Raw genomic sequence first — 20,577 nt, forward strand, 5'->3', positions numbered from 1 at the left:
GTGACGCGGTGAGCACCGGACAGCCGCCATATCCGCAGGATGATCCCGAGCGCGACCGCACACCTTCGGGGCAGCCGGAATATGGACGTCACGATGCGGATCGAGCCCCTGGCGAATTCGATCCCGACATGACGATCGTGGGATACCGATTGGAGACCGCGCAGCCCGACACCGGCCCGGGGCAGACCCCGCAGGGCCACGGTCAGCAGCCTTCCCAGCCCGACTACGGCCAGCCCGCCTACAACCAGCAGTCCTCCCAGGAGCAGTCGCCCTATGGGCAGCAGTCTCCCGCCTACGGCCAGCCCGGCTACGGCCGGCCGCCCGTGACCGGCGCCTACGGCCAGCCCTCCCAGGAGCAACCCGGATACGGGCAGCAGCCTCCCCAGCCCGGATACGGTCAGCAACCCGGAACCGGTGCCTACGGCCAGCCGCCCGCCTACGGCCAGCCGCCCCAGGGACAGCCCGGATACGGTCAGCCCGCCTACGGTCAGCCCCCTCAGGGACAGCCCGGGTACGGCCAGCCTCCCGGCTACGGTCAGCCCGCCTACGGCCAGCAGCCCGGTTATCAGCAGCCGCAGGGTTACGGGCAGCAGCCCCCCGCCTACGGCCAGCCCGGCTACGGCCAGCCCTCCCAGGAGCAACCCGGCTACGGGCAGCAGCCTCAGCCCGGATACGGTCAGCCGCCTGCTTACGGTCAGCCCGCCTACGGTCAGCCCCCTCAGGGACAGCCCGGGTACGGCCAGCCTCCCGGCTACGGTCAGCCCGCCTACGGTCAGCAGCCCGGTTATCAGCAGCCGCAGGGTTACGGGCAGCAGCCCCCCGCCTACGGCCAGCCGGGTTACGGGCCCCAGGGCGCGATGCCCCCCGGTGTCCCCGCTCCGCTCGCGGAGTGGTGGGAGCGCCTGGTGGCCCGCATCATCGACGGGCTGATCTACTTCGCGAGCAGCTTCGCGGTCGGCGCCCTCATCACCGCGATCGTCGTGACGCGGCCGGACTTCAACCTCCGGACCGGCATCGAGACGGATGCGAGCGGCTTCTTCCTGGCGGCCCTGCTGACGTCGTTGATCATGAGTGCGCTGTTCATCGGCTACGAGTTCCTCATGCTTCGCAGGGGCGGCCAGTCTCTGGGCAAGCTGGCCATGGGCATCAAGGTCGTTCCCCTGTCGGGCGGCACCCTGGGGCCCGGTGGGCTCACCACCGGCGTGGCCGCCAAGCGGGCCGCGGCCATATTCGGCCCGCTGCTGCTGACCTGGATCCCCCTCGGGTGGATCATCACCGCCGCCGTATACGTGTACTGGATCCTGGCCTTCGTCTGGCAGTTCGTGGACAAGCCCTACCAGCAGTCCCTGCCGGACAAGGTCGCCGCGACGGTGGTCGTCAAGGCCAAGTAGTTCTGAAAATGGCGGGGCCGGCGGTTCAACCGCCGGCCCCGATTTCATGGACGGACGAGAAAACGGAGTCCGATAACGAGGCCGGCCGGTGTGATGGAAGCGCAAAACTCATTCGCGGCGACGAGAGGACCTTATGGGCGGACCCGTACCTCAGATGGCGAAAATCATCGCAGATCGGCCTCACAGCCGCCTACGCGGTCCTATGAGGCGCCGGTGACCCCCTCCGCTCCGGAAGAGAGCGGCTTCTCGCTTCCGTCCGCGAGGGGGGCGAAGGCCAAGCACGACCGTTTCAAACAGTGGACCATAACAGGGAAGTGATTCCCCCGCCGGGTAAACCCTTCCTTCTCCGGACCCGAGGATGCGACCGGTCGCCGGAGGTAGTTACGACATCACTCATCCAATGGTGGGATCGGCCGACCGCTCGCATCCTCGGCCGCGCATCTTCGTGTTCTCTCTTTCGTCTTCTGCGCCGCGTTCCGGTCGGCGGGCGAAGGTCTTCTTGTGGATCCGGGCCTGGGCCCCGTGGTGTTGCCGGGGTTGTCTACAGGGCTGAGCGCGTTTGGTGGTTATACGGTTTACGACTATGTCTCGCAGTCGAAGACCGTCGTACCCTTGGTAAGAAAGCGATGAAGATCCGTCTTGTTCCGTACGGCGACATCGAACTGCGGTGCGGCGCCGTGATGAAGCGAGTGGTTCTCTTCCGAGGTGTTCCGGTGACCGTGGGTATTCCTGTGAAGAAGCTGTCAGTTGCGATCCCGGGCTCCGCGGCGGGGTTGTTCATCCTCGCGGACAAGGCTCCTCAGCAGGGACTTCGCGGCAAGGTGGAGGAGCCCGGCGGCCTGGAACCCGGGGCGACATTGGTTTTCCGGACATGATGATGATCACTTGATCACCCGGCCGGATTTCCCTCCGCGGCTTTACGTAGTGCAACCGGTAAGGCGGCTGGAGAGAAGCATTAAGGTAGAGAGTGGCTGACGCGGCCGCCCCCGAGACACGCGCCGCTTGCCTGTGGCGCTATGGTCGTGTGTGGGTGGATCCAGACTGATCGGGCGGGTCACCTGTGCAGCCCGGGAGTCGCCGCCACATTTCCATGGTCTCCAGAAAGCCATCTCCGGTCCGGATCGAGGACGAATGTACGACGTATTGTCCGCGTTGATACCCCCAACGGTCGTAGGTGGGGCCTTCGTCTACGGAGCCTTCAAGCTTCTTCGGGGTGAAGCGGCCGGCCGCCGTCCGGCAAAACAGAGGGATCAGGCTGAGTCACAGAAGAGCTGATCCACTCGGAGTCTCGGTTGCCGGTAAGAATCGCCGGGCTTCCGGAATTGCCGCTCTCCGATTGCGGGTATATGTTTAGCTAGCGAATGAAACAATACTCCGCGAAAGGATTGCGTAGATGGCCAAGCAGATCCAGGAGATTCTCATCGACGACCTCGATGGGGGCGAGGCCAAAGAGACTGTCGCCTTCGCCATTGACGGCGCCAGCTACGAGATTGACCTGAGTGAGGTAAACGCGAAGAAGCTCCGCGACTCCCTGTCGGCTTTCGTGCAGAGCGCCCGCCGTTCCGGTGCCCTGTCCACTCGCCGTCGTCGCGCAGGTGGCGCGCGGGCTCTCACGCGTGAGAAGAGCGCCGACATCAGAGCGTGGGCGAAGTCGCACGGCCTTAATGTCAGCGAGCGCGGTCGAATCGCCTCCAAGATCGTTGAGCAGTACGAAGCGGCTCACTAGATCACTCACCAGATCAAGTGAATCATGCGGTTATGGCGGTCACGGTGGGGTCCGGTGGCGGCCATGACCGCATGATGTGTTTGAGTGGTTGATAAACGTCGTTCGCTTGCGGCGTAGCGGGAACATCCCACCCCCTGTAAGTAGTTGGATGGAGGGTGAACGCCCTGCTCTCGGGGAACGTCTTCTGCATAGAGCGGTCGCCGGGTCGGGGCTACCATGCGGGATGACAGGGCTCGGATATCCCGGACCTGCCTGACCGCTCTGTGAGGAGCGACGAGATGTTCGAGAGGTTCACCGACCGCGCACGGCGGGTTGTCGTCCTGGCTCAAGAAGAGGCCCGGATGCTCAACCACAACTACATCGGTACGGAGCACATTCTTCTTGGCTTGATCCATGAAGGTGAAGGCGTTGCCGCCAAGGCTCTGGAGAGCCTCGGCATCAGTCTTGAGGGTGTGCGTCAGCAGGTCGAGGAGATCATCGGCCAAGGTCAGTCTGCGCCGTCGGGGCACATTCCGTTCACCCCGCGTGCCAAGAAAGTCCTTGAGCTGTCGCTCCGCGAGGCCTTGCAGCTGGGTCATAACTACATCGGTACCGAGCACATCCTGCTCGGCCTCATCCGTGAGGGCGAAGGGGTGGCCGCGCAGGTGCTGGTGAAGCTGGGGGCCGATCTCAACCGGGTCCGCCAGCAGGTCATCCAGTTGCTCCACGGTTACCAGGGCAAGGAGCCGGCCGCCGCGGGCGGTCCGACCGAGGCCGCGCCGTCGACCTCCCTTGTGCTGGACCAGTTCGGCCGCAACCTGACCCAGGCCGCCCGGGAGGGCAAGCTGGATCCGGTCATCGGCCGAGAGAAGGAGATCGAGCGGGTCATGCAGGTCCTGTCCCGCAGGACCAAGAACAACCCCGTCCTGGTGGGTGAGCCCGGCGTCGGTAAGACCGCCGTGGTCGAGGGCCTGTCCCAGAAGATCGTCAAGGGCGAGGTGCCCGAGACCCTCAAGGACAAGCAGCTCTACACCCTGGACCTGGGCGCCCTGGTGGCCGGGTCGCGTTACCGCGGTGACTTCGAGGAGCGGCTGAAGAAGGTCCTCAAGGAGATCCGCACCCGTGGCGACATCATCCTGTTCATCGACGAGCTGCACACGCTCGTCGGCGCGGGTGCCGCCGAGGGCGCGATCGACGCCGCCAGCATCCTGAAGCCGATGCTGGCCCGCGGTGAGCTGCAGACCATCGGCGCCACCACGCTCGACGAATACCGCAAGCACCTGGAGAAGGACGCGGCGCTGGAGCGGCGCTTCCAGCCGATCCAGGTGGCCGAGCCCAGCCTGAGCCACACCATCGAGATCCTCAAGGGTCTGCGCGACCGGTACGAGGCGCACCACCGGGTCTCGATCACCGACGGCGCGCTGGTGGCCGCCGCGCAGCTGGCCGACCGCTACATCAGCGACCGGTTCCTGCCGGACAAGGCGATCGACCTCATCGACGAGGCCGGCTCGCGCATGCGCATCCGCCGTATGACCGCGCCGCCGGACCTTCGCGAGTACGACGAGAAGATCGCCAACGTGCGGCGCGACAAGGAGTCCGCGATCGACGCGCAGGACTTCGAGAAGGCCGCCGCGCTGCGCGATCAGGAAAAGCAGCTCCAGCTCAAGCGCGAGCGCCGCGAGAAGGAGTGGAAGGCCGGCGACATGGACGTCGTCGCCGAGGTCACCGAGGAGCTCATCGCCGAGGTCCTGGCGACCGCCACCGGCATCCCGGTCTTCAAGCTCACCGAGGAGGAGTCCCAGCGACTGCTCCGCATGGAAGACGAGCTGCACAAGCGGATCATCGGCCAGGACGACGCCATCAAGGGTCTGTCCCGCTCGATCCGCCGCACTCGCGCCGGGCTGAAGGATCCGCGCCGTCCGGGTGGCTCGTTCATCTTCGCCGGCCCCTCGGGCGTCGGTAAGACCGAGCTGTCCAAGGCGCTGGCGGAGTTCCTGTTCGGCGACGAAGACGCGCTGATCATGCTGGACATGTCGGAGTTCATGGAGAAGCACACCGTCTCCCGTCTGTTCGGCTCCCCTCCGGGTTACGTCGGATACGAAGAGGGCGGCCAGCTGACCGAGAAGGTGCGGCGCAAGCCGTTCTCGGTGGTGCTGTTCGACGAGATCGAGAAGGCGCACCCCGACATCTTCAACTCGCTGTTGCAGATCCTGGAAGACGGTCGCCTGACCGACGCCCAGGGCCGGGTGGTCGACTTCAAGAACACCGTCATCATCATGACGACGAACCTCGGCACCCGTGACATCTCCAAGGGCCAGGGGGTCGGGTTCGCCAAGAACAACGACGCCGAGTCCAACTACGACCGGATGAAGTCCAAGGTCCAGGAGGAGCTCAAGCAGAACTTCCGGCCCGAGTTCCTCAACCGTGTCGACGACATCGTGGTCTTCCACCAGCTGACGCCCAAGGAGATCATCAAGATCGTGGACCTGATGCTGGCCCTGGTGGGGCTCCGGCTGAAGGACCGCGACATGGGGATGGAGCTCACGCAGGAGGCCAAGCAGCTGCTGGCCGACCGTGGCTACGACCCGGTGATGGGCGCTCGTCCGCTGCGTCGCACGATCCAGCGCGAGCTGGAGGACAACCTGTCCGAGAAGATCCTGTACGGCGAGCTCCGTCCCGGCCAGATCGTCAAGATCGCGGTCGAGGGCGAGGGCGAGAACGCGAAGTTCACCTTCACCGGTGAGTCCGCGCCGGTCGCCCAGGTTCCCGACTCGGCCGCCGCCATCGCGGAGCCGATCCAGAACTAGGCAGACATGGCCTGACAGGTAAAGGCAGACCCCGCCGTAGGGAGATCTACGGCGGGGTCTGCTTATTTGTTACCAAAGGAGGTATCTCGCCACCATAGGTAGTACTACACTCTGTAGAGCGAGTTCGGTCACGTCTCACCAAGTGCGCCCCAAGTGCGCTCATCACGTGAGGCCGGCGGCGAAGTCAGCCCAGCGACGTACCAGAAGATCAGCTCCTGGAGTGATGTGGAGATCGGTGCCCGCAGGGGACGCTTCGACGAGCCGGGTCGAGTTCCCGGCAGGGAGGATTCCGGTTCACGCCGTCGACGGTGTCGGCGCGGGGCGATCGGGAGCCGCTTACACGGAGTATGCCTTGGAGGCACTGGATGCGTTTGTGGCACAAGGACGGGACGCTCGTTCACCTGTCCTACAACGCGGGCGTCCACCCCGCCGAGGATCTGGAGAACCTGATCGCGCATCTGACGCGATACGCCGTACCGGTGCGCAAGCGCCTGGGTGTGGAGCGGATGGGCGTCGGACTCTGGCTCTCTCCGAGCGTGGCCGACCATCTCACGGCCGACCGGATCGAGCTGGTGCGCCTGCGCCGCTCCCTGGAGGAGCGCGGCCTGGAGGTCGTCAGCCTCAACGGCACCGGCGGTCGCAACCAGGGCGTTCCCGGCCCCGACTGGGCCAAGCCCGAGCGTTACCGCTACACGATGGCGCTGGCCAGGATCCTGGCCTTCCTGCTTCCTGAGGACGTCCGTTTCGGAAGCATCTCCACCATCCCCATCGGCTGGCGCCGTGACTGGCCGGCCGACCTGCACACGATCGCCTCGCGCCGCCTGGAGCGCCTCGCCCGCGAGCTGCGCGGTCTCCACAGCGTCACCGGCAAGACGATCAGGGTCGGCTTCGAGCCGTGGCCCGGTTGCGTGCTGGAGACCACCGAGCAGGCCCTGGACCGGGTCGGCGGCATCGACTCCGAGCACCTCGGGGTCTGCCTGGACGCCTGCCACCTCGCAGGCGGCGCTGAGGAGGCCGGAGCCGCCCTGCGGGGCCTGGCGGCCGTCGGAGCACCGGTGGTCAAGCTCGGCCACGTCCACAACCACATGGCGGCCGTCTGCGGGGAGCTCCCGAGCACCCGCTCGGTCATGGAGGACACCCTCACCGCGATGCTCTCCGGAGCGGTGAACGGCACCGCCCACATCGAGGTCGAGGCCCATGACCTGACCGTGCCCCTGCGGGCCAAGGGCCCCGGCGCGCTGGTCAACGCGATCGCCGAGGAACTCGACTGGGCCCGCTTCAACCTCACTTCCCTCGGACTGCGCCTCGCCGCCTGACGTTCCCTCCCCGGCGGGCCGTCACGCGGTCAACCGGGAAGGCTGTAGGTGCCGTCGTCGAACACCTCGGCCAGACCGTCCGCGATGAGACCGTCGAGGGCGCGCTCGCGCTGGGGGGCGTCGTCCCAGACCACGTCGAGAGCGTCCTTGGGGACGGGGCCGTGCGCCTGGCGAAGGACGGCGAGCAGCCGGCCCCGGCACTGGCGGTCGGTGCCGGCGTAGGTCTGGCCCTTGCGGGCGGGCCCGTCGTAGGCGGGCTTGCCGGCCAGGCGCCAGGCGCACAGATCGCTGATCGGGCAGTCCGCGCAGCGGGCGGCGCGGGCCGTACAGACCAGGGCGCCCAGTTCCATGACGGCGACCGCCCAGACGGGGGCGTGGTCGGCGTCGGGGAGCAGTGACGCGGCGAGCCCGCGCTCGGCGGGCGTGGTGGCCTTCGGTGGGTACTCCTCGCCGCCCACGGCTCGGGCCAGGACTCGCCGCACGTTGGTGTCGAGGACGGCGTGGCGGCCCCCGAAGGCGAAACTGGCCACCGCGGCCGCGGTGTATTCGCCGACGCCGGGCAGGGCCAGCAGGGCGGCGTGGTCGGAGGGGACCTCGCCGCCGTGATGCTCGGTGATCGCACGGGCGCATGCGTGCAGGTTGAGGGCCCGGCGGGGGTAGCCGAGGCGGCCCCAGTGCCGTACGGCCTCACCGGGAGCCTCCGCGGCGAGAGCGGCCGGGGTCGGCCAGCGCTCCATCCACTCGGTCCAGACGGGCAGCACCCTGACCACCGGCGTCTGCTGCAACATGATCTCGCTGACCAGGATCGACCACGGTGAGGCGCCGGGCGCCCGCCAGGGCAGGTCGCGGGCGTTCGCGGCGTACCAGTCAAGAACGGGCTTCAGCAGGCGGTTCGACTCGGGCACCTTCCGACGATAGTGCCGGAGCGGGCCTGCTCGGCCCGTCTTCGCCTGCCCTCGGCGGAGCCGGAGAGGGTCTGCCCGGCCCGTCTTCATGCGCCGTGGGCAGGGCCGGAGCGGGTCCGCTTGACCCGCTTTCGCCCCTCTTCGACCGCTGAAACGGATGAGTGGCGGCGGCGGGTCGTTTCCCATGGCGCGAAAGGACTCTCCATACTGTGTGTATGGATCCGGACACGTTCCGCAACGATATAGGCGTTGACGTCTACTGGCGGCGCCGGATGGCCGCGCTCGTCGGGGTGCTCGTGGTGGTCGCGGTCGTGGCGTGGGCCTGTTCCTCGACGGCCGGGCCCGAGAACGCGTCGGAGGAGAGCGCCTCGATCAGCCGGTCGGCCACGCCGGATCCGTTGCCGGGTGTTCTCACCGTGACGGTCACTCCCTCCCCCAGCCCGACGCCGCATCCGGCGAAGTCCGGAGGCACCCAGGAGGCTTCCCGTCCGAAGCGGCCGGGAGACGTCTGTGACTCTCCCGACCTCGTGCTGAACATGGCGGACCGGGGAGAGGTCTACGCGCCGGGCAGTCAGCCCCGGTTCATTCTCACGCTGGTGAACATCGGCGACGCCATGTGCACGGTCGACGTCGGGCCGCGCGGGGTGGAGGTCCGCATCACCTCCGGCAGCGACCGCGTCTGGTCCTCCGCCGACTGCGTCGGCGGTGCGGTCGACAACATCCACAAACTTGAGCGCGGCATCCCGTACGTCAGGGAGGTCGAGTGGGACCGTCGCCGGTCCGGCACCGACTGCAAGGCGGAGCAGGCCGTCGCCCGCCCCGGCACCTACGTGGCCGTGGCCCGCGCTCCCGGACTCAGGAGTCACAAGACCGTCTTCCATCTCCGCTAGCCGGGCCGTCGTTCCCCTTCCCGCCCGGCCGGTGATTCCGCACGCGACGTCGACCGCCTCTTTCCGCGACCGGAGTCGACCGGCTCTTTCCGCGGCCGGAGCGGCCTCCGGCCGGCGAACCGGCCCGATCGAGGCGCGAAGGACGTCTCCCGAGCTCGGAAGGCACCCGGGTGGCCGCGGCCACCGGACCGGAAGGCGCCCGCTAGACGTAGCGCTCCAGGATGGACGACTCGGCCAGCCTGGACAGACCCTCGCGGATGTGGCGGGCCCTGGCCTCGCCGACCCCGCCCACCTCCTGGAGGTCGCCGATGCTGGCGGCCAGGAGTTTCTGCAAACTGGCGAACTGGTCGACCAGCCGGTCGACCACCGTGCCGGGGAGGCGGGGAACCTTGGCCAGCAGGCGATAGCCCCTGGGACTCACCGCGCCTTCCAGGGCGTCGTTGCCCGAGTAGCCCAGAACCTGGGCCACGGTGGGGAGATCGAGCAGATCGTCGGCGGACAACTGATCGAGGTCGTGCAGGGCCTCGGCGAACTTGCGCGGCCGGCGGCCCGCCGTGGGCAGGTAGTCGCGCACGATGAGCTCGCGGTCGCTTTCCGTGCCGGCCACCAGCTCGTTCAGCTGCAGGGAGAGCAGCCGGCCGTCGGTGCCGAGCTCGATCACGTAGCCGGCGATCTCGTCGGAGATGCGCCTGACCATCTCCAGGCGCTGGGCGACCACCGCGACGTCGCGGACCGTCACCAGATCCTCGATCTCCAGCGCCGACAGCGTGCCGGAGACCTCGTCCAGCCGCAGCTTGTAGCGCTCCAACGTGGCCAGGGCCTGGTTGGCCTTGGAGAGGATCACCGCGGACTCCTCCAGCACGTAGCGGATGCCGTCCAGATAGAGGGCGATGATCCGCATGGACTTGCTGAGGGAGATGACGGGGAAGGCCGTCTGCACCGCCACACGCTGGGCGGTGCGGTGCCGGGTTCCGGACTCGTCGGTGGGGATCGACGGGTCGGGCATCAGGTGCACGGCCGCGCGCACGATTTTGAGATCGCCCGCGTTGAGGACGATGGCGCCGTCCATCTTGGCCAGCTCGCGCAGTCGCGTCGCGGAGAACTCGACGTCCAGCTCGAACCCGCCGCTGCAGATCTCCTCGACCGTGCCGTCGTAACCCAGAACGATCAGGCCGCCCGTGTGCCCGCGAAGGATGCGTTCCAGGCCGTCGCGCAACGCGGTGCCCGGGGCGACCGCGGCCAGAATGCCTCTTCGGCGTTCGTCAAGACCTCTATAGATTGCTGCCACATGACCCCCGTGGTCCGCGTATCACGCTCAGCCTACCGGCGAAGGTTCCGTGAGACCGGAATCATCACCAGATCACACCCAATACGGTGACCGAGGCTTCCGGCCGGAGCTTCCGTCATCACCTGACCGGCCGGTGAACTCCTCGCGCGGGCGGTGCGAGGAGACGGGCCGCGTCGAACGACGATCGCCTCGTGAAACGGCGGGCGAGGTCCTTCGTGGGCAGGTCACGTGACGTGGGTGAGCGCGTCCCAGACGTTCTGCGCCTCGACGACGTCGAAGCCGGGCGCGAAGTTCGCGGCGCGCCCACCGACCGGAACCAGGGAGTTCTGGCCGTTGCGCTTGCTGCCCGTGTCGAGGGAGCCCGTGGGGACCAGCGCACGGGTGAAGCCCAGTCGCGCCGCCTCCGACAGGCGGCGCCGTACGTCACGCACCGGGCGCAGCTCTCCTGCCAGGCCCACCTCGCCCAGCACGACCAGCCCGGACGGCAGCGCCTTGTCTCCGGCGGCGCTGGCCACCGCGAGCATCACCGACAGGTCGATCGCGGGATCGCTGAGCTTGATGCCGCCCACGGTCGCGGTGAACACGTCGCAGCCGCCGAGTTTGGCGTTGAGCCGCCGCTCCAGGACGGCCAGCACCATCGTCACCCGGTAGGTGTCGAGCCCGGAGGAGGAACGGCGGGGCTGCTGGGCCTCGGTGCGGGCGACCAGGGCCTGAACCTCGGCCGGCAGCGGCCGGGTGCCCTCCAGGGTGACCGTGACGCACGTGCCGGGGACGGGCTCGGCACGGTGGGAGACGAACAGCCCGCTGGCGTCGGCGATGCCCTCGATGCCCCCCTCGTGCAGGTCGAAGCAGCCGACCTCGTCGACCGGGCCGTAGCGGTTTTTGATCGCACGGACCATGCGGAGCCGGGAGTGCCGGTCGCCCTCGAAGTGGAGCACGACGTCGACCAGGTGTTCCAGCGTGCGAGGACCGGCGATCGAGCCCTCCTTGGTGACGTGGCCGACCAGCACGGTGGACATGCCGCGCTCCTTGGCCAGCCGCACCAGGTTGCCGGCGACCTCCCTGACCTGTGTGACCCCGCCGGGCACGCCGGTCGCGAGAGCGGAGCCGATGGTCTGCACCGAGTCGACGATGAGCAGGTCGGGCTGGACCTTCTCGACGTGCGTCACCAGCGCGCTCAGGTCGGTCTCGGCCGCCAGGTAGAGCCGGTCCTGGATCGCGCCGATCCGGTCGGCCCTGACCCGCACCTGGGCGGCCGACTCCTCACCGGTGATGTAGAGGACGGTCTGCTGCCGGGCGGTCTTGGCCGCGGCCTCCAGCAGGAGCGTCGACTTGCCGATGCCGGGCTCACCGGCCAGCAGGACGACCGCGCCGGGCACCAGGCCGCCGCCGAGGGCCCGGTCGAGCTCGGGGACCCCGGTGCTGCGCGCGTGCGCGACCTCGGCCTTGACCTGCCCGATCGGGACAGCCGGAGCCGACACCGCCCCGGCCGTGGCCACGTGCACGCCTCCGCGGGCGTTCTCCTCGGCGACAGTGCCCCAGGCCTGGCACTCGCCACAGCGGCCGACCCACTTGGCGGTCTGCCATCCGCATTCGGCACAGCGGTAACCGACCTTCTTCACCATGGCCGAACGGTACCGGCAGGGACCGACAACTTTCACCCGGTACGGCATGCCGTACCCGGTGAAAGTCGCGAAGATCTCACCCGGCCCGGGTGCGGGCGGGTTCGGCGGCCAGGCTCGACCTTCCCCGCGGGAGGGGCGATACGCCGAGCATGGGCCGGTGGTTCGACGTTTCCGTGGGCGGGGGCGATCCGGGAGCGGTCGCGACTAGATGTGGCCTTCGATGTCGGCGAGGAGCAGGCGCTTGGGCTTGGCGCCCATGATCTGCTTGACCACTTCGCCACCCTTGTAGAGGTTGAGCGTCGGCAGGCCGAGGACGCCGTACCTGGCGGTGATCTCGGGATAGTCGTCGGCGTTGAGCTTGGCGATCGTGACGCGGTCGCCGTACTCGGCCTCGATCTCCTCCAGGACCGGCGCGATCATCTTGCAGGGCCCGCACCAGTCGGCCCAGAAGTCGACCAGAACGGGCTTGTCGCTCTCCAGCACCTGCTCGGCGAAGTTCTCGGCGTTCAACGTGATCATGATTCTCCCACTTTCCTCAATACGCATCCGGGACAGGCCGTGGTCAGCTGCGCGGCCACCTCCGCCCGCCGGGCGAGCAGCATGCGGATCTCGTCGTCGATCTCGGTCAGCTTGCGCTGGTAGACGGCCACCGACTCGGGGCAGGATCCTCCGGACTCGTGCCCGGCCCGCAGGCAGGCCACGAACGGCCGGGCGTCCTCCAGGGTGAACCCGACGCCGAGCAGCGACCGGATCTCGGTGACGAGTTTGAGGTCGGCCTCGCTGTACTCCCGGTACCCGTTGGCCGTCCGCCGCGCCGTGATCATTCCCTGCTGCTCGTAGTAGCGCAGCGCACGGGTGCTGACCCCGGCCCGTCGTGCGAACTCCCCGATCCGCATTCGGCCCTCCCTTCGTCCCCACGGTAAACGTTGACGCCAATGTCAACGTCAAGCGCCTGCCGGGATCCGGTTGTTCCCCCTCGCCGGGCCCTCGCCGGGCCCGGCGAGGTCGTGTCCCCGCCGTGCTCGCCCCCGCGTTCGCCGTCGTGGGCCAAGCGGTCAGAACGACTTCCAGCGCAGGATGTTGGGGTAGGCGAGTTCCAGGCCGGGGGTCTCCGCGATGGCGAGTTCCGCGATCGCCGAGGTGAACTCGATGCGGAGCACCGCCTCCAGGTCGGCGCGGCGGTCGAAGGACATGCGCAGGTCGAGGCGCTGGGCGTGCCAGCCGTGACGGCTCCAGAAGTTCTCGACGGATCTGGCGGAGTAGGCGGGGATGGACTGGCTGAACCAGCGGCCGAAGGCGCCGCGGGTGGAGTCGAGGTCGATCACGAAGGCCGCGCCGCCTCGCCGTACCACCCGGGAGAGCTCGGCCAGTCCCGGTTCGCAACCGGGGCCGAAGAAGTAGGCCCAGCGGGCGACGGCAACGTCCACCGAGGCGTTGGGGAGCGGGAGCGCCTGGGCGGTGGCCTCGTGGATCTCGACGTTGGACAGGGACCGGCAGCGCCGCCTGGCCAGGCTGACGAGGTTCGTGTGCGGCTCGACGCCGATCACGCGGGCGGCCGTGGCGGACAGGGACGGCAGGTGGTAGCCGGTACCGCAACCGATGTCGAGCACGGTCGCCCCGTTCCACGGCCGGATGGCCGCCATCGCGGCCTCGACCCGGCCCTCGGGGTCCACCGCGCGGTTCTCCAGCTCGTAGATCTGGGGCGTGTTCCAGATGTTGGGGCTGGGGATGGCGCCCTTCATCGGGTTTCCTCGACGGAGACACCGGGGCGTCCCGGCCGGGTTCGTCCCGAGGGCGGTCGTCGGCGGGTCGGGGAGGCCGGCCCATAAGGGCTGGAACTCTTCCGCTCCGACCGGGGGGAGGATGTCAGGGACCGCAGCATACCATCACCATAGCCACGCGTGACCAGGTGTATGCCGTCACCGTGAGGGTGTGATCTCCGTTGCATCAGTGAGGCTGCACGCCACTCTTCTTCGGACGCGCTTAGGCTGGCAAACGTGAGTGAGCGAAGCGAGCGAGCCGACGGGCATGGCGGCGTTCGCGAACGCGGGCTCCGAGCCGTCGGGCGAGGGGGCCGTGTGAGTGGGCGAGGCGAGCGAGCCGGTGGGCATGGCGGCGTTCGCGCGCACGTACTCCGAGCCGGAGACAAGGAAGCAGTATGAGCGTCATCCGAGTACCTGGGGCGAAGATCGCGCTGTCCACCGCGTCGGTGTACCCCGAACGCACCCCGGACGCCTTCGAGCTGGCCGCGCGGCTGGGATACGACGGCGTCGAGATCATGGTGGGCGCCGATCCCGTGAGCCAGGACGTGGATGTTCTGGAGCGGTTGTCCGACCACTACCAGCTGCCGATCCTGGCCATCCACGCGCCGTGCCTGCTGGTCACCCAGCGGGTCTGGGGCAGGGATCCCTGGGCCAAGCTCCAACGGGCGCAGAAGGCCGCCGAGCGGGTCGGCGCCAAGACGGTCGTGGTGCATCCGCCGTTCCGCTGGCAGCGCGACTACGCGCGTGATTTCGAGGTCGGCCTGGCCAGGATGCGGGACGAGACGGACGTGATCTTCGCGGTGGAGAACATGTTCCCGTTGAAGGCCCGGGGCAACGAGGTCGTCCCGTACTCACCCGACTGGAATCCGGTCGACCACGATTTCCCGCACGTCACGCTGGATCTCTCCCACACGGCGGTGTCCGGTTCCGACGCCCTGGAGATGTTCACCAAGCTCGGTGACCGGCTCGCCCACCTGCACCTGGCCGACGGCGTCGGGGTGCAGAACAAGGACGAGCACCTGGTTCCCGGCCGGGGCAGCCAGCCCTGCGCCCCGATCCTGGAGCGTATGGCGGGCAACGGGTTCGGCGGGCTGGTCGTGCTGGAGATCAACACGCGCAAGGCCGCGAGCCGTACGGAGCGGATCGACGACCTCACCGAGGCGCTGGCCTTCGCACGCCTGCACCTCGCCGCGTCGTCCAACGCGTGAGATCCTCCATCGCGGGGAGAACGGCATGCGTGTGAGGAGTCCGTCCGCGCGCGGGTGATCGAACCATCCGTACGGTGGAACGTGTCAGCCGAACCATCCGTATGTTGGCAGCGCGCCGGCGCGTGAGCCGACCGTCCGTAAGCGAGCAGGACATCAGCGAGCACGACATGAGCGAACCTCCGACCGGATCTCCCGCGAGCGAGCCCTCCCCGGGCGAGCCGGCGACGGCGGTCAGAAGACGTCCGGGACGCAGACCGGGGACGGCCGACACGCGGGGGCAGATTCTCGCGGCGGCGCGCGAGACCTTCTCGGAGAAGGGGTTCGACAAGGCGACCATCCGGGGCATCGCCCGCCGGGCGGGGGTGGACCCGGCGCTGGTCCACCACTATTTCGCCGGCAAGGAGGGCGTGTTCGTCGCCGCCATGGAGCTGCCGATCACCCCCGACAACGTCATCCCGGCGATTCTCGCGGGGCCGCGAGAGGAGATCGGTGAGCGGCTGGCCCGGTTCATCCTGACGATGACCTCGGACGCCGAGGCCCGCCAGCCCGTACTGGCGCTGCTCCGCACCGCGATGACCAACGATCAGATGGTCGTCATGATCCGGGAGTTCATGACGCAGGCGTTGCTGAACCGGGTCGCGGAGATCCTCCAGATCCCGCCGATCCGGATGGAGGTGGCCTTCGCCCAGATGTTCGGCGTGATCCTGATGCGGTACGTCGTCAAGCTCGAACCCCTGGCCTCGGTCGAGATCGAGGAGCTGGTCGAGCTGCTCGCACCCACGATCCAGCGCTATCTCGATCCACCTGACTGATCTCCGCCCCGGTCTTCCGTCCGGAGCACGGGTCCTTCGGCCAGGCGTCTCCCCGATTTCTCGGGGCTTCGGGCGATCCATGATGCATGCAGCGGTATACAGAGCATTGTTCTGGGTACCGGATTGACCGTATGGTGACTACGTCACGACGGTCCCGTCCCGGGGAGAAAGTTACTCACGGGTAGGATCTGTGGTGACCCGTCGTCGCCGTGGATGATCGGCGGCCGTACGCTGGCAGCCAACGCCGTCTTGGGAGGATCTGTGCTCTGGGTAGCGATCATCGGGCTGATCATGACAGCCGTCGCGGTCACGCTTGCCGCGCGCCGTGTGCTGTTCCTCTACAAGCTCGCGACCATCGGGCCGGCCGCGCCCGAGCGGATCGAATACGCCAGGAACAACGTCGGCGAGGAGATCAAGGCCCAGCTGGTCGAGGTCCTGGGGCAGAGGAAACTGCTGAAGTGGACGGCCTCCGGCGTCGCGCACGCCTTCGTGATGTGGGCGTTCCTCATCCTGGCGACCGTCTACCTTGAGGCGTACGGCTCCCTGATCCAGGGCGCGATCACCGGCACTCCCGACTTCCACATCCCGCTCATCGGGACCTGGGCCGTTCTGGGCTTCCTGCAGGACTTCATCGCCGTCGCGGCCTTCTTCGGCCTGGTCGCCTTCGCGGTCATCAGGATCAAGAACTCGCCGAAGAAGCTGGGACGCAGGTCCCGCTTCTCGGGATCGCACCTCGGCGGCGCCTGGCTCGTCCTCTTCATGATCTTCAACGTGATCTGGACGATGCTCCTCTTCCGCGGTGCGGCGATCAACACCGGCAACCTCCCCTACGCCTCCGGGGCGTTCGCCTCCGAGGCCGCGGCCGCGGTGCTGCGACCGCTGGGCGACTCGGCCAACGAGGTGATCGAGCACGTCGGGCTGCTCCTGCACATCGGCGTCATGCTGGTGTTCCTCGTCATCGTGGTGAACTCCAAGCACCTGCACATCTTCACCGCGCCGCTGAACGTGATGTTCTCCCGCCGTCCCGACGGCATGGGCGCGGCGCAGCCGCTGCGGATCGACGGCAAGGTCGTCGACTTCGAGGACGAGAACCTCGACGGCGACAGGCTCGGCCGGGGCAAGATCGAGGACACCACCTGGAAGGGGTTCCTCGACTTCTACACCTGTACCGAGTGCGGGCGCTGCCAGGACCAGTGCCCGGCCTGGAACACCGACAAGCCGCTGTCACCGAAGATGCTCATCCTCGAACAGCGCGACCACGCCTTCAAGGTCGCGCCGTACCTGATGGCCACCGAGGAGCAGCGCGCCGACCTGCACGAGGACGTCCTCTCCCTGCTGAACAAGCCCCTGGTCGGCGAGGACGGCGTCATCCACCCGGACGTGCTCTGGTCCTGCACCAACTGCGGCGCCTGCGTCGAGCAGTGCCCGGTGGACATCGAGCACATCGACCACATCCTCGACATGCGCCGCTACCAGGCGATGGTGGAGTCGAACTTCCCGTCCGAGGCCGGCGTCATGGTCAAGAACCTGGAGAACAAGGGCAACCCGTGGGGGATGTCCGAGATGAAGCGGGCCGACTGGATCGAGGAGCTCGCGAGCCGCGACGACGATCCGATCGAGATCCAGCTCATCGACGAGAAGATGCCCGAGGACACCGAATACCTGTTCTGGGTCGGCTGCGCGGGAGCCCTGGAGGACCGGGCCAAGAAGACCACCAAGGCGGTCGCGGAGTTGCTGCACATCGCGGGCGTCAAGTTCGCGGTGCTCGGCCCGATGGAGGCCTGCACCGGTGACCCGGCCCGCCGCCTGGGCATGGAGTACCTCTTCGACATGCTGGCCAAGCAGAACATCGAGACGCTGAACGAGGCCGGGGTCAAGAAGATCGTCGCGACCTGCCCGCACTGCTTCAACACCCTCGCCAACGAATACCCGCAACTCGGCGGCACCTACGAGGTGGTCCACCACACCCAGCTGCTGGCGAAGCTGGTGGACGAGGGCAAGCTGATCCCGGTCACCCCGATCGAAGAGAAGATCACCTACCACGACCCGTGCTTCCTCGGCCGCCACAACAAGGTGTACTCCCAGCCGCGGGACATCATGGCCAAGGTCCCCGGAGTGCAGACCCAGGAGATGCACCGCCACAAGGATCGCGGCTTCTGCTGCGGCGCGGGCGGCGCGCGGATGTGGATGGAGGAGCGGCTCGGAAAGCGCATCAACACCGAGCGTGTGGACGAGGCGCTGACCACCGACCCGGACACCATCTCCACCGCGTGCCCGTTCTGCCTGGTCATGCTGGGTGACTCGATCAACGAGAAGAAGAGTTCGGGCGAGGCCAAGGAGACCCTGGAGGTCGTGGACGTCTCCCAGCTTCTGATCAAATCCATCAAGGGGCAGCCGGTCGGAGCGTCCTGAGCACCGGTTCGATGACGGTCGGGTTACGGCTCGCGCCTCGCGGCCGTACCTGACATTCGGTCAAGTTTATGGGAAAAGGACGTTTGGTTCGAAAACCTTTCTCCACATAACGGGAAAATCACGGTAGCCTCAACGTCGCGTAGCTCATTCGACGGGGAGGGGGCGTGGTAGTGCGCGTTGTCGTCATTGATGCCGAGGTAACTCTGGCCGACGTTCTGTCTCTTCGGTTGTCCGTTGACGAACCGCTCGCCGACGGCACGGAGCTGATCCTGCGCCACCGGGCCACCGCCGTCGAACGCCGGGTGGTGCTGGGCGCTCCGGGTGCCGGAGCGCGCGACGCCACGCTCGCGGTCTCGCTCGCGCCCCTGGAACTCGACCCCGGACGCTGGGACACCTACCTCGCGCAGGACGGCACACGCACGCGGCTGCTCAGCGTGGACCCCGGATTCTCCCTCGACCACCTCGACGCCTACGCCCTGAGCCGCCGCACGCTGGCCTATCGCGCCTACCGGACCCGCAACGGCTTCCTGGCCTTGAAGATCGACGATGCCCGGCCGGCCGCCGAGGTCCGTTCCGTGTGGTTCAGGGAGGGCCGTTTCGAGGTCACCGGGCTGCTGGCCTTCACCGGTTTCGACGACGACGAGTCCCGGCACGAGGCGCGGTTCGCGCTGCGCCACAGCTGGTCCGACGCCGAACTGAGCGCGGTGGCGACGGTCCAGGGGGTGCGCTTCCACGCCGCGCTCTCCCTGTGCGACGTGCTCGACGCGGCCCCCGAGCAGCCCGGGACCTGGGAGCCGTCCCTGCGGGTGGACGGCCTGGACACGCCGCTCCGCCTGGGCTCCCGGCTGGACGACGTGGACGGCAAGCGCCGCCGCCTGCACTACCCGGCCACGCAGATCGACGGAGTGCCGATCCGCCCCTGCTACACCGCGGACGACGAGCTCAGGATCGAAGTGGGAGGGTGAAGATCTGCCTGCTCATCCCCTCCGTCTCTGGAATGCGCGGTGACGTCCGTTCCGTGGTCAACCTCGCGGGGGAACTCGCGGAACGCCACGACGTCGAGATCCTCAGCGTTCGGCGTCACAGGGAGAAGCCCTTCTTCCCCGTGGCGCCCGGGGTGGAACTGTCCTGGGTGGTCGACGCGTATTCCGGTGCGCGCCGCCTGCTCCCGCGGGGCCAGATGAGCACCGAGGTCGCCCTGTGGCGGCGGCTGCGCGCGATCAAGGCCGACGTGCTGATCAGCACCCGGCCGGGGCTCAGCGTCCAGGTGGCCAGGCACGCGCCGCGCGACATGGTGCGCATCGCGCGTGAGTGGGGTCGACCGCCGGTGCCGGGACCGATCAAGAAGTTCTATCCGCGTCTGGACGCGGTCGTCACCGCCACCGAGACGAGCCGCAAGGAGTGGGAACTCCTGCTGGGCGAGGGCGTCGGGGTCCAGCTGATCCCGGACGCGCTGCCCGCCGGGCCCTGGCCGCGCTCGCGGATGGACAACCGCATCGTCGCGGCGGGCGGGCGCTGGGTGCCGCTGAAGGCCCACGACCGGCTGATCCGCGCGTTCGCCGTCATCGCCGACAGGTGCCCCGACTGGCGGCTGCGCCTGTACGGCGGAGGCCCGGAGGAAAAGCATCTGCGGGCCCTGGTCCAGGACCTGAACCTGCACAACCACGTCTACTTCATGGGGACGACCTCCGACCTGACCGGCGAGTTCGCCAAAGCGTCGATCGTGGCGACGACCTCCAGGGCGGAGGTGCTCGGGATGACCGTGATCGAGGCGATGGCCAGCGGGGTTCCCGTGATCGGGTTCGACAGCCCGAGAGGGCCGGGCGAGTTCGTGGCCGACGGCCGCAGCGGGGTTCTGGTCCCCGAGGGCGAGGGTGAGATCGAGGCCTACGCCTCCGCGCTGCTCGAACTCATCGACGACGAACGCCGGCGCCGGGAGCTCGCGGTGGGGGCGCTGAGGGCCGCGGCCGCCTACGAGGCGTCCTCGGTGGCCGACCGGTGGGAGAAACTGATCGCGGCCACTTCTCACCGTGTCTGACACAGGTACCGTTGGGACATGCATGGGTACAGCGGGGACAAGCAGGCTTATCTGACCCGGCTACGGCGGATCGAGGGACAGATCAGGGGCCTGCAGCGGATGGTCGAAGAGGATGCCTACTGCATCGATGTGCTGACACAGGTGTCGGCTGCCACGCGGGCGCTCCAGGCGGTGGCGCTCGGCCTGCTGGAAGACCATATCGGCCACTGCGTGGCCGATGCCATCAACACCGGTGGCCCCGAGGCGGAGGAGAAGGTCAAGGAGGCGTCGGCGGCGATCGCCCGCCTCGTCCGGTCGTGACTAGTCACCGGACTATCTTTTCCGATCACGTCCCGGACTCCCCTGAGGAGTCCGGGACCAGATCGTCGAAACGGTTCTCTCAACGGCCTCAGCAGATCGCCGAAGCACTCAATCCGA

At 68.0% G+C, this 20,577-nt stretch carries 18 protein-coding genes; 12 read left to right on the plus strand and 6 right to left on the minus strand.

All coding sequences use genetic code 11. The features are described 5' to 3' along the window. Positions 1-128: 128 nt before the first annotated feature. The 5 genes from J2853_RS36450 (at position 129) to J2853_RS36470 (ending at position 7,219) form a co-directional block, all read left to right on the plus strand. Positions 129-1,391: an RDD family protein gene (locus J2853_RS36450; RefSeq protein WP_307565382.1), complete on the plus strand. Its 1,263-nt coding sequence runs from the start codon at positions 129-131 to the stop codon at positions 1,389-1,391. Positions 1,392-2,017: 626 nt separating this feature from the next. Further along, positions 2,018-2,266 (plus strand): hypothetical protein, encoded by a 249-nt coding sequence (locus tag J2853_RS36455; protein WP_307565384.1) that lies wholly within the window; start codon positions 2,018-2,020, stop codon positions 2,264-2,266. Between the two features lie 518 nt (positions 2,267-2,784). After that, the gene (locus J2853_RS36460) at positions 2,785-3,117 is read left to right on the plus strand and encodes a histone-like nucleoid-structuring protein Lsr2 (RefSeq protein ID WP_307565386.1); all 333 of its coding nucleotides are present in this window, start codon (positions 2,785-2,787) and stop codon (positions 3,115-3,117) included. Positions 3,118-3,395: 278 nt separating this feature from the next. Beyond that, positions 3,396-5,903 carry an ATP-dependent Clp protease ATP-binding subunit gene (locus tag J2853_RS36465; RefSeq protein WP_307565388.1) on the plus strand — a complete coding sequence of 836 codons (2,508 nt, stop codon included), beginning with the start codon at positions 3,396-3,398 and terminating at the stop codon, positions 5,901-5,903. A 365-nt stretch (positions 5,904-6,268) separates the two neighbouring features. Next, on the plus strand, positions 6,269-7,219 hold the full coding sequence (locus J2853_RS36470; protein WP_307565391.1) for a TIM barrel protein: 951 nt from the start codon (positions 6,269-6,271) through the stop codon (positions 7,217-7,219). 29 nt (positions 7,220-7,248) lie between these two features. Here the strand turns inward: J2853_RS36470 and J2853_RS36475 are convergent, their stop codons facing one another. Then, positions 7,249-8,124 carry an HhH-GPD family protein gene (locus J2853_RS36475; protein ID WP_307565393.1) on the minus strand — a complete coding sequence of 292 codons (876 nt, stop codon included), beginning with the start codon at positions 8,122-8,124 and terminating at the stop codon, positions 7,249-7,251. Positions 8,125-8,339: 215 nt separating this feature from the next. On the opposite strand from J2853_RS36475, the gene J2853_RS36480 reads away from it, so the two are divergent. Further along, the gene (locus J2853_RS36480; protein WP_307565394.1) at positions 8,340-9,014 is read left to right on the plus strand and encodes a hypothetical protein; all 675 of its coding nucleotides are present in this window, start codon (positions 8,340-8,342) and stop codon (positions 9,012-9,014) included. Between the two features lie 202 nt (positions 9,015-9,216). Here J2853_RS36480 and disA read toward each other — a convergent pair whose 3' ends face one another. The 5 genes from disA to J2853_RS36505 form a co-directional block, all read right to left on the minus strand. Then, positions 9,217-10,302 (minus strand): DNA integrity scanning diadenylate cyclase DisA, encoded by a 1,086-nt coding sequence (gene disA, locus J2853_RS36485; protein WP_307565396.1) that lies wholly within the window; start codon positions 10,300-10,302, stop codon positions 9,217-9,219. Between the two features lie 224 nt (positions 10,303-10,526). Continuing rightward, on the minus strand, positions 10,527-11,927 hold the full coding sequence (radA, locus tag J2853_RS36490) for a DNA repair protein RadA (protein ID WP_307565399.1): 1,401 nt from the start codon (positions 11,925-11,927) through the stop codon (positions 10,527-10,529). A 204-nt stretch (positions 11,928-12,131) separates the two neighbouring features. Next, complete coding sequence (gene trxA / locus J2853_RS36495; protein WP_307565401.1) at positions 12,132-12,446, minus strand: thioredoxin; 315 nt, start codon at positions 12,444-12,446, stop codon at positions 12,132-12,134. After that, complete coding sequence (locus J2853_RS36500; RefSeq protein WP_307565403.1) at positions 12,443-12,823, minus strand: MerR family transcriptional regulator; 381 nt, start codon at positions 12,821-12,823, stop codon at positions 12,443-12,445. Before J2853_RS36500 ends, trxA begins: the two co-directional genes overlap by 4 nt. A 159-nt stretch (positions 12,824-12,982) precedes the next feature. Beyond that, complete coding sequence (locus J2853_RS36505) at positions 12,983-13,669, minus strand: class I SAM-dependent methyltransferase (protein WP_307565405.1); 687 nt, start codon at positions 13,667-13,669, stop codon at positions 12,983-12,985. Between the two features lie 416 nt (positions 13,670-14,085). Here J2853_RS36505 and J2853_RS36510 point away from each other — a divergent pair, with 416 nt between their 5' ends. The 6 genes from J2853_RS36510 (at position 14,086) to J2853_RS36535 (ending at position 20,460) form a co-directional block, all read left to right on the plus strand. Further along, on the plus strand, positions 14,086-14,898 hold the full coding sequence (locus tag J2853_RS36510) for a sugar phosphate isomerase/epimerase family protein (protein ID WP_307565407.1): 813 nt from the start codon (positions 14,086-14,088) through the stop codon (positions 14,896-14,898). Between the two features lie 167 nt (positions 14,899-15,065). Beyond that, positions 15,066-15,710, plus strand: a complete 645-nt coding sequence (locus tag J2853_RS36515; protein ID WP_307565410.1) for a TetR/AcrR family transcriptional regulator — start codon at positions 15,066-15,068, stop codon at positions 15,708-15,710. Positions 15,711-15,971: 261 nt separating this feature from the next. After that, positions 15,972-18,122, plus strand: coding sequence for a heterodisulfide reductase-related iron-sulfur binding cluster (locus J2853_RS36520; RefSeq protein WP_307565412.1), 2,151 nt, complete (start codon positions 15,972-15,974; stop codon positions 18,120-18,122). A 227-nt stretch (positions 18,123-18,349) separates the two neighbouring features. After that, positions 18,350-19,087, plus strand: coding sequence for a hypothetical protein (locus tag J2853_RS36525; protein WP_307565414.1), 738 nt, complete (start codon positions 18,350-18,352; stop codon positions 19,085-19,087). A gap of 32 nt (positions 19,088-19,119) precedes the next feature. Further along, positions 19,120-20,160, plus strand: a complete 1,041-nt coding sequence (locus J2853_RS36530) for a glycosyltransferase (protein ID WP_307565416.1) — start codon at positions 19,120-19,122, stop codon at positions 20,158-20,160. Between the two features lie 18 nt (positions 20,161-20,178). Beyond that, positions 20,179-20,460, plus strand: coding sequence for a metal-sensitive transcriptional regulator (locus J2853_RS36535; protein ID WP_089210077.1), 282 nt, complete (start codon positions 20,179-20,181; stop codon positions 20,458-20,460). The last annotated feature ends 117 nt before the right edge of the window (positions 20,461-20,577 follow it).

It is taken from the genome of Streptosporangium lutulentum, from assembly GCF_030811455.1.
Lineage (GTDB): Bacteria > Actinomycetota > Actinomycetes > Streptosporangiales > Streptosporangiaceae > Streptosporangium > Streptosporangium lutulentum.

Excerpts from the sequence above, each read along its gene's own strand:
- J2853_RS36535 (WP_089210077.1), top strand. The coding sequence starts at position 20,179 with ATGCATGGGTACAGCGGGGACAAGCAGGCTTATCTGACCCGGCTACGG.
- J2853_RS36465 (WP_307565388.1), top strand. The coding sequence starts at position 3,396 with ATGTTCGAGAGGTTCACCGACCGCGCACGGCGGGTTGTCGTCCTGGCT.
- J2853_RS36470 (WP_307565391.1), top strand. The coding sequence starts at position 6,269 with ATGCGTTTGTGGCACAAGGACGGGACGCTCGTTCACCTGTCCTACAAC.
- radA (WP_307565399.1), bottom strand. The coding sequence starts at position 11,927 with ATGGTGAAGAAGGTCGGTTACCGCTGTGCCGAATGCGGATGGCAGACC.
- J2853_RS36460 (WP_307565386.1), top strand. The coding sequence starts at position 2,785 with ATGGCCAAGCAGATCCAGGAGATTCTCATCGACGACCTCGATGGGGGC.
- trxA (WP_307565401.1), bottom strand. The coding sequence starts at position 12,446 with ATGATCACGTTGAACGCCGAGAACTTCGCCGAGCAGGTGCTGGAGAGC.
- J2853_RS36480 (WP_307565394.1), top strand. The coding sequence starts at position 8,340 with ATGGATCCGGACACGTTCCGCAACGATATAGGCGTTGACGTCTACTGG.
- J2853_RS36505 (WP_307565405.1), bottom strand. The coding sequence starts at position 13,669 with ATGAAGGGCGCCATCCCCAGCCCCAACATCTGGAACACGCCCCAGATC.
- J2853_RS36510 (WP_307565407.1), top strand. The coding sequence starts at position 14,086 with ATGAGCGTCATCCGAGTACCTGGGGCGAAGATCGCGCTGTCCACCGCG.
- J2853_RS36455 (WP_307565384.1), top strand. The coding sequence starts at position 2,018 with ATGAAGATCCGTCTTGTTCCGTACGGCGACATCGAACTGCGGTGCGGC.
- J2853_RS36450 (WP_307565382.1), top strand. The coding sequence starts at position 129 with ATGACGATCGTGGGATACCGATTGGAGACCGCGCAGCCCGACACCGGC.
- J2853_RS36500 (WP_307565403.1), bottom strand. The coding sequence starts at position 12,823 with ATGCGGATCGGGGAGTTCGCACGACGGGCCGGGGTCAGCACCCGTGCG.
- J2853_RS36530 (WP_307565416.1), top strand. The coding sequence starts at position 19,120 with ATGCGCGGTGACGTCCGTTCCGTGGTCAACCTCGCGGGGGAACTCGCG.
- J2853_RS36515 (WP_307565410.1), top strand. The coding sequence starts at position 15,066 with ATGAGCGAACCTCCGACCGGATCTCCCGCGAGCGAGCCCTCCCCGGGC.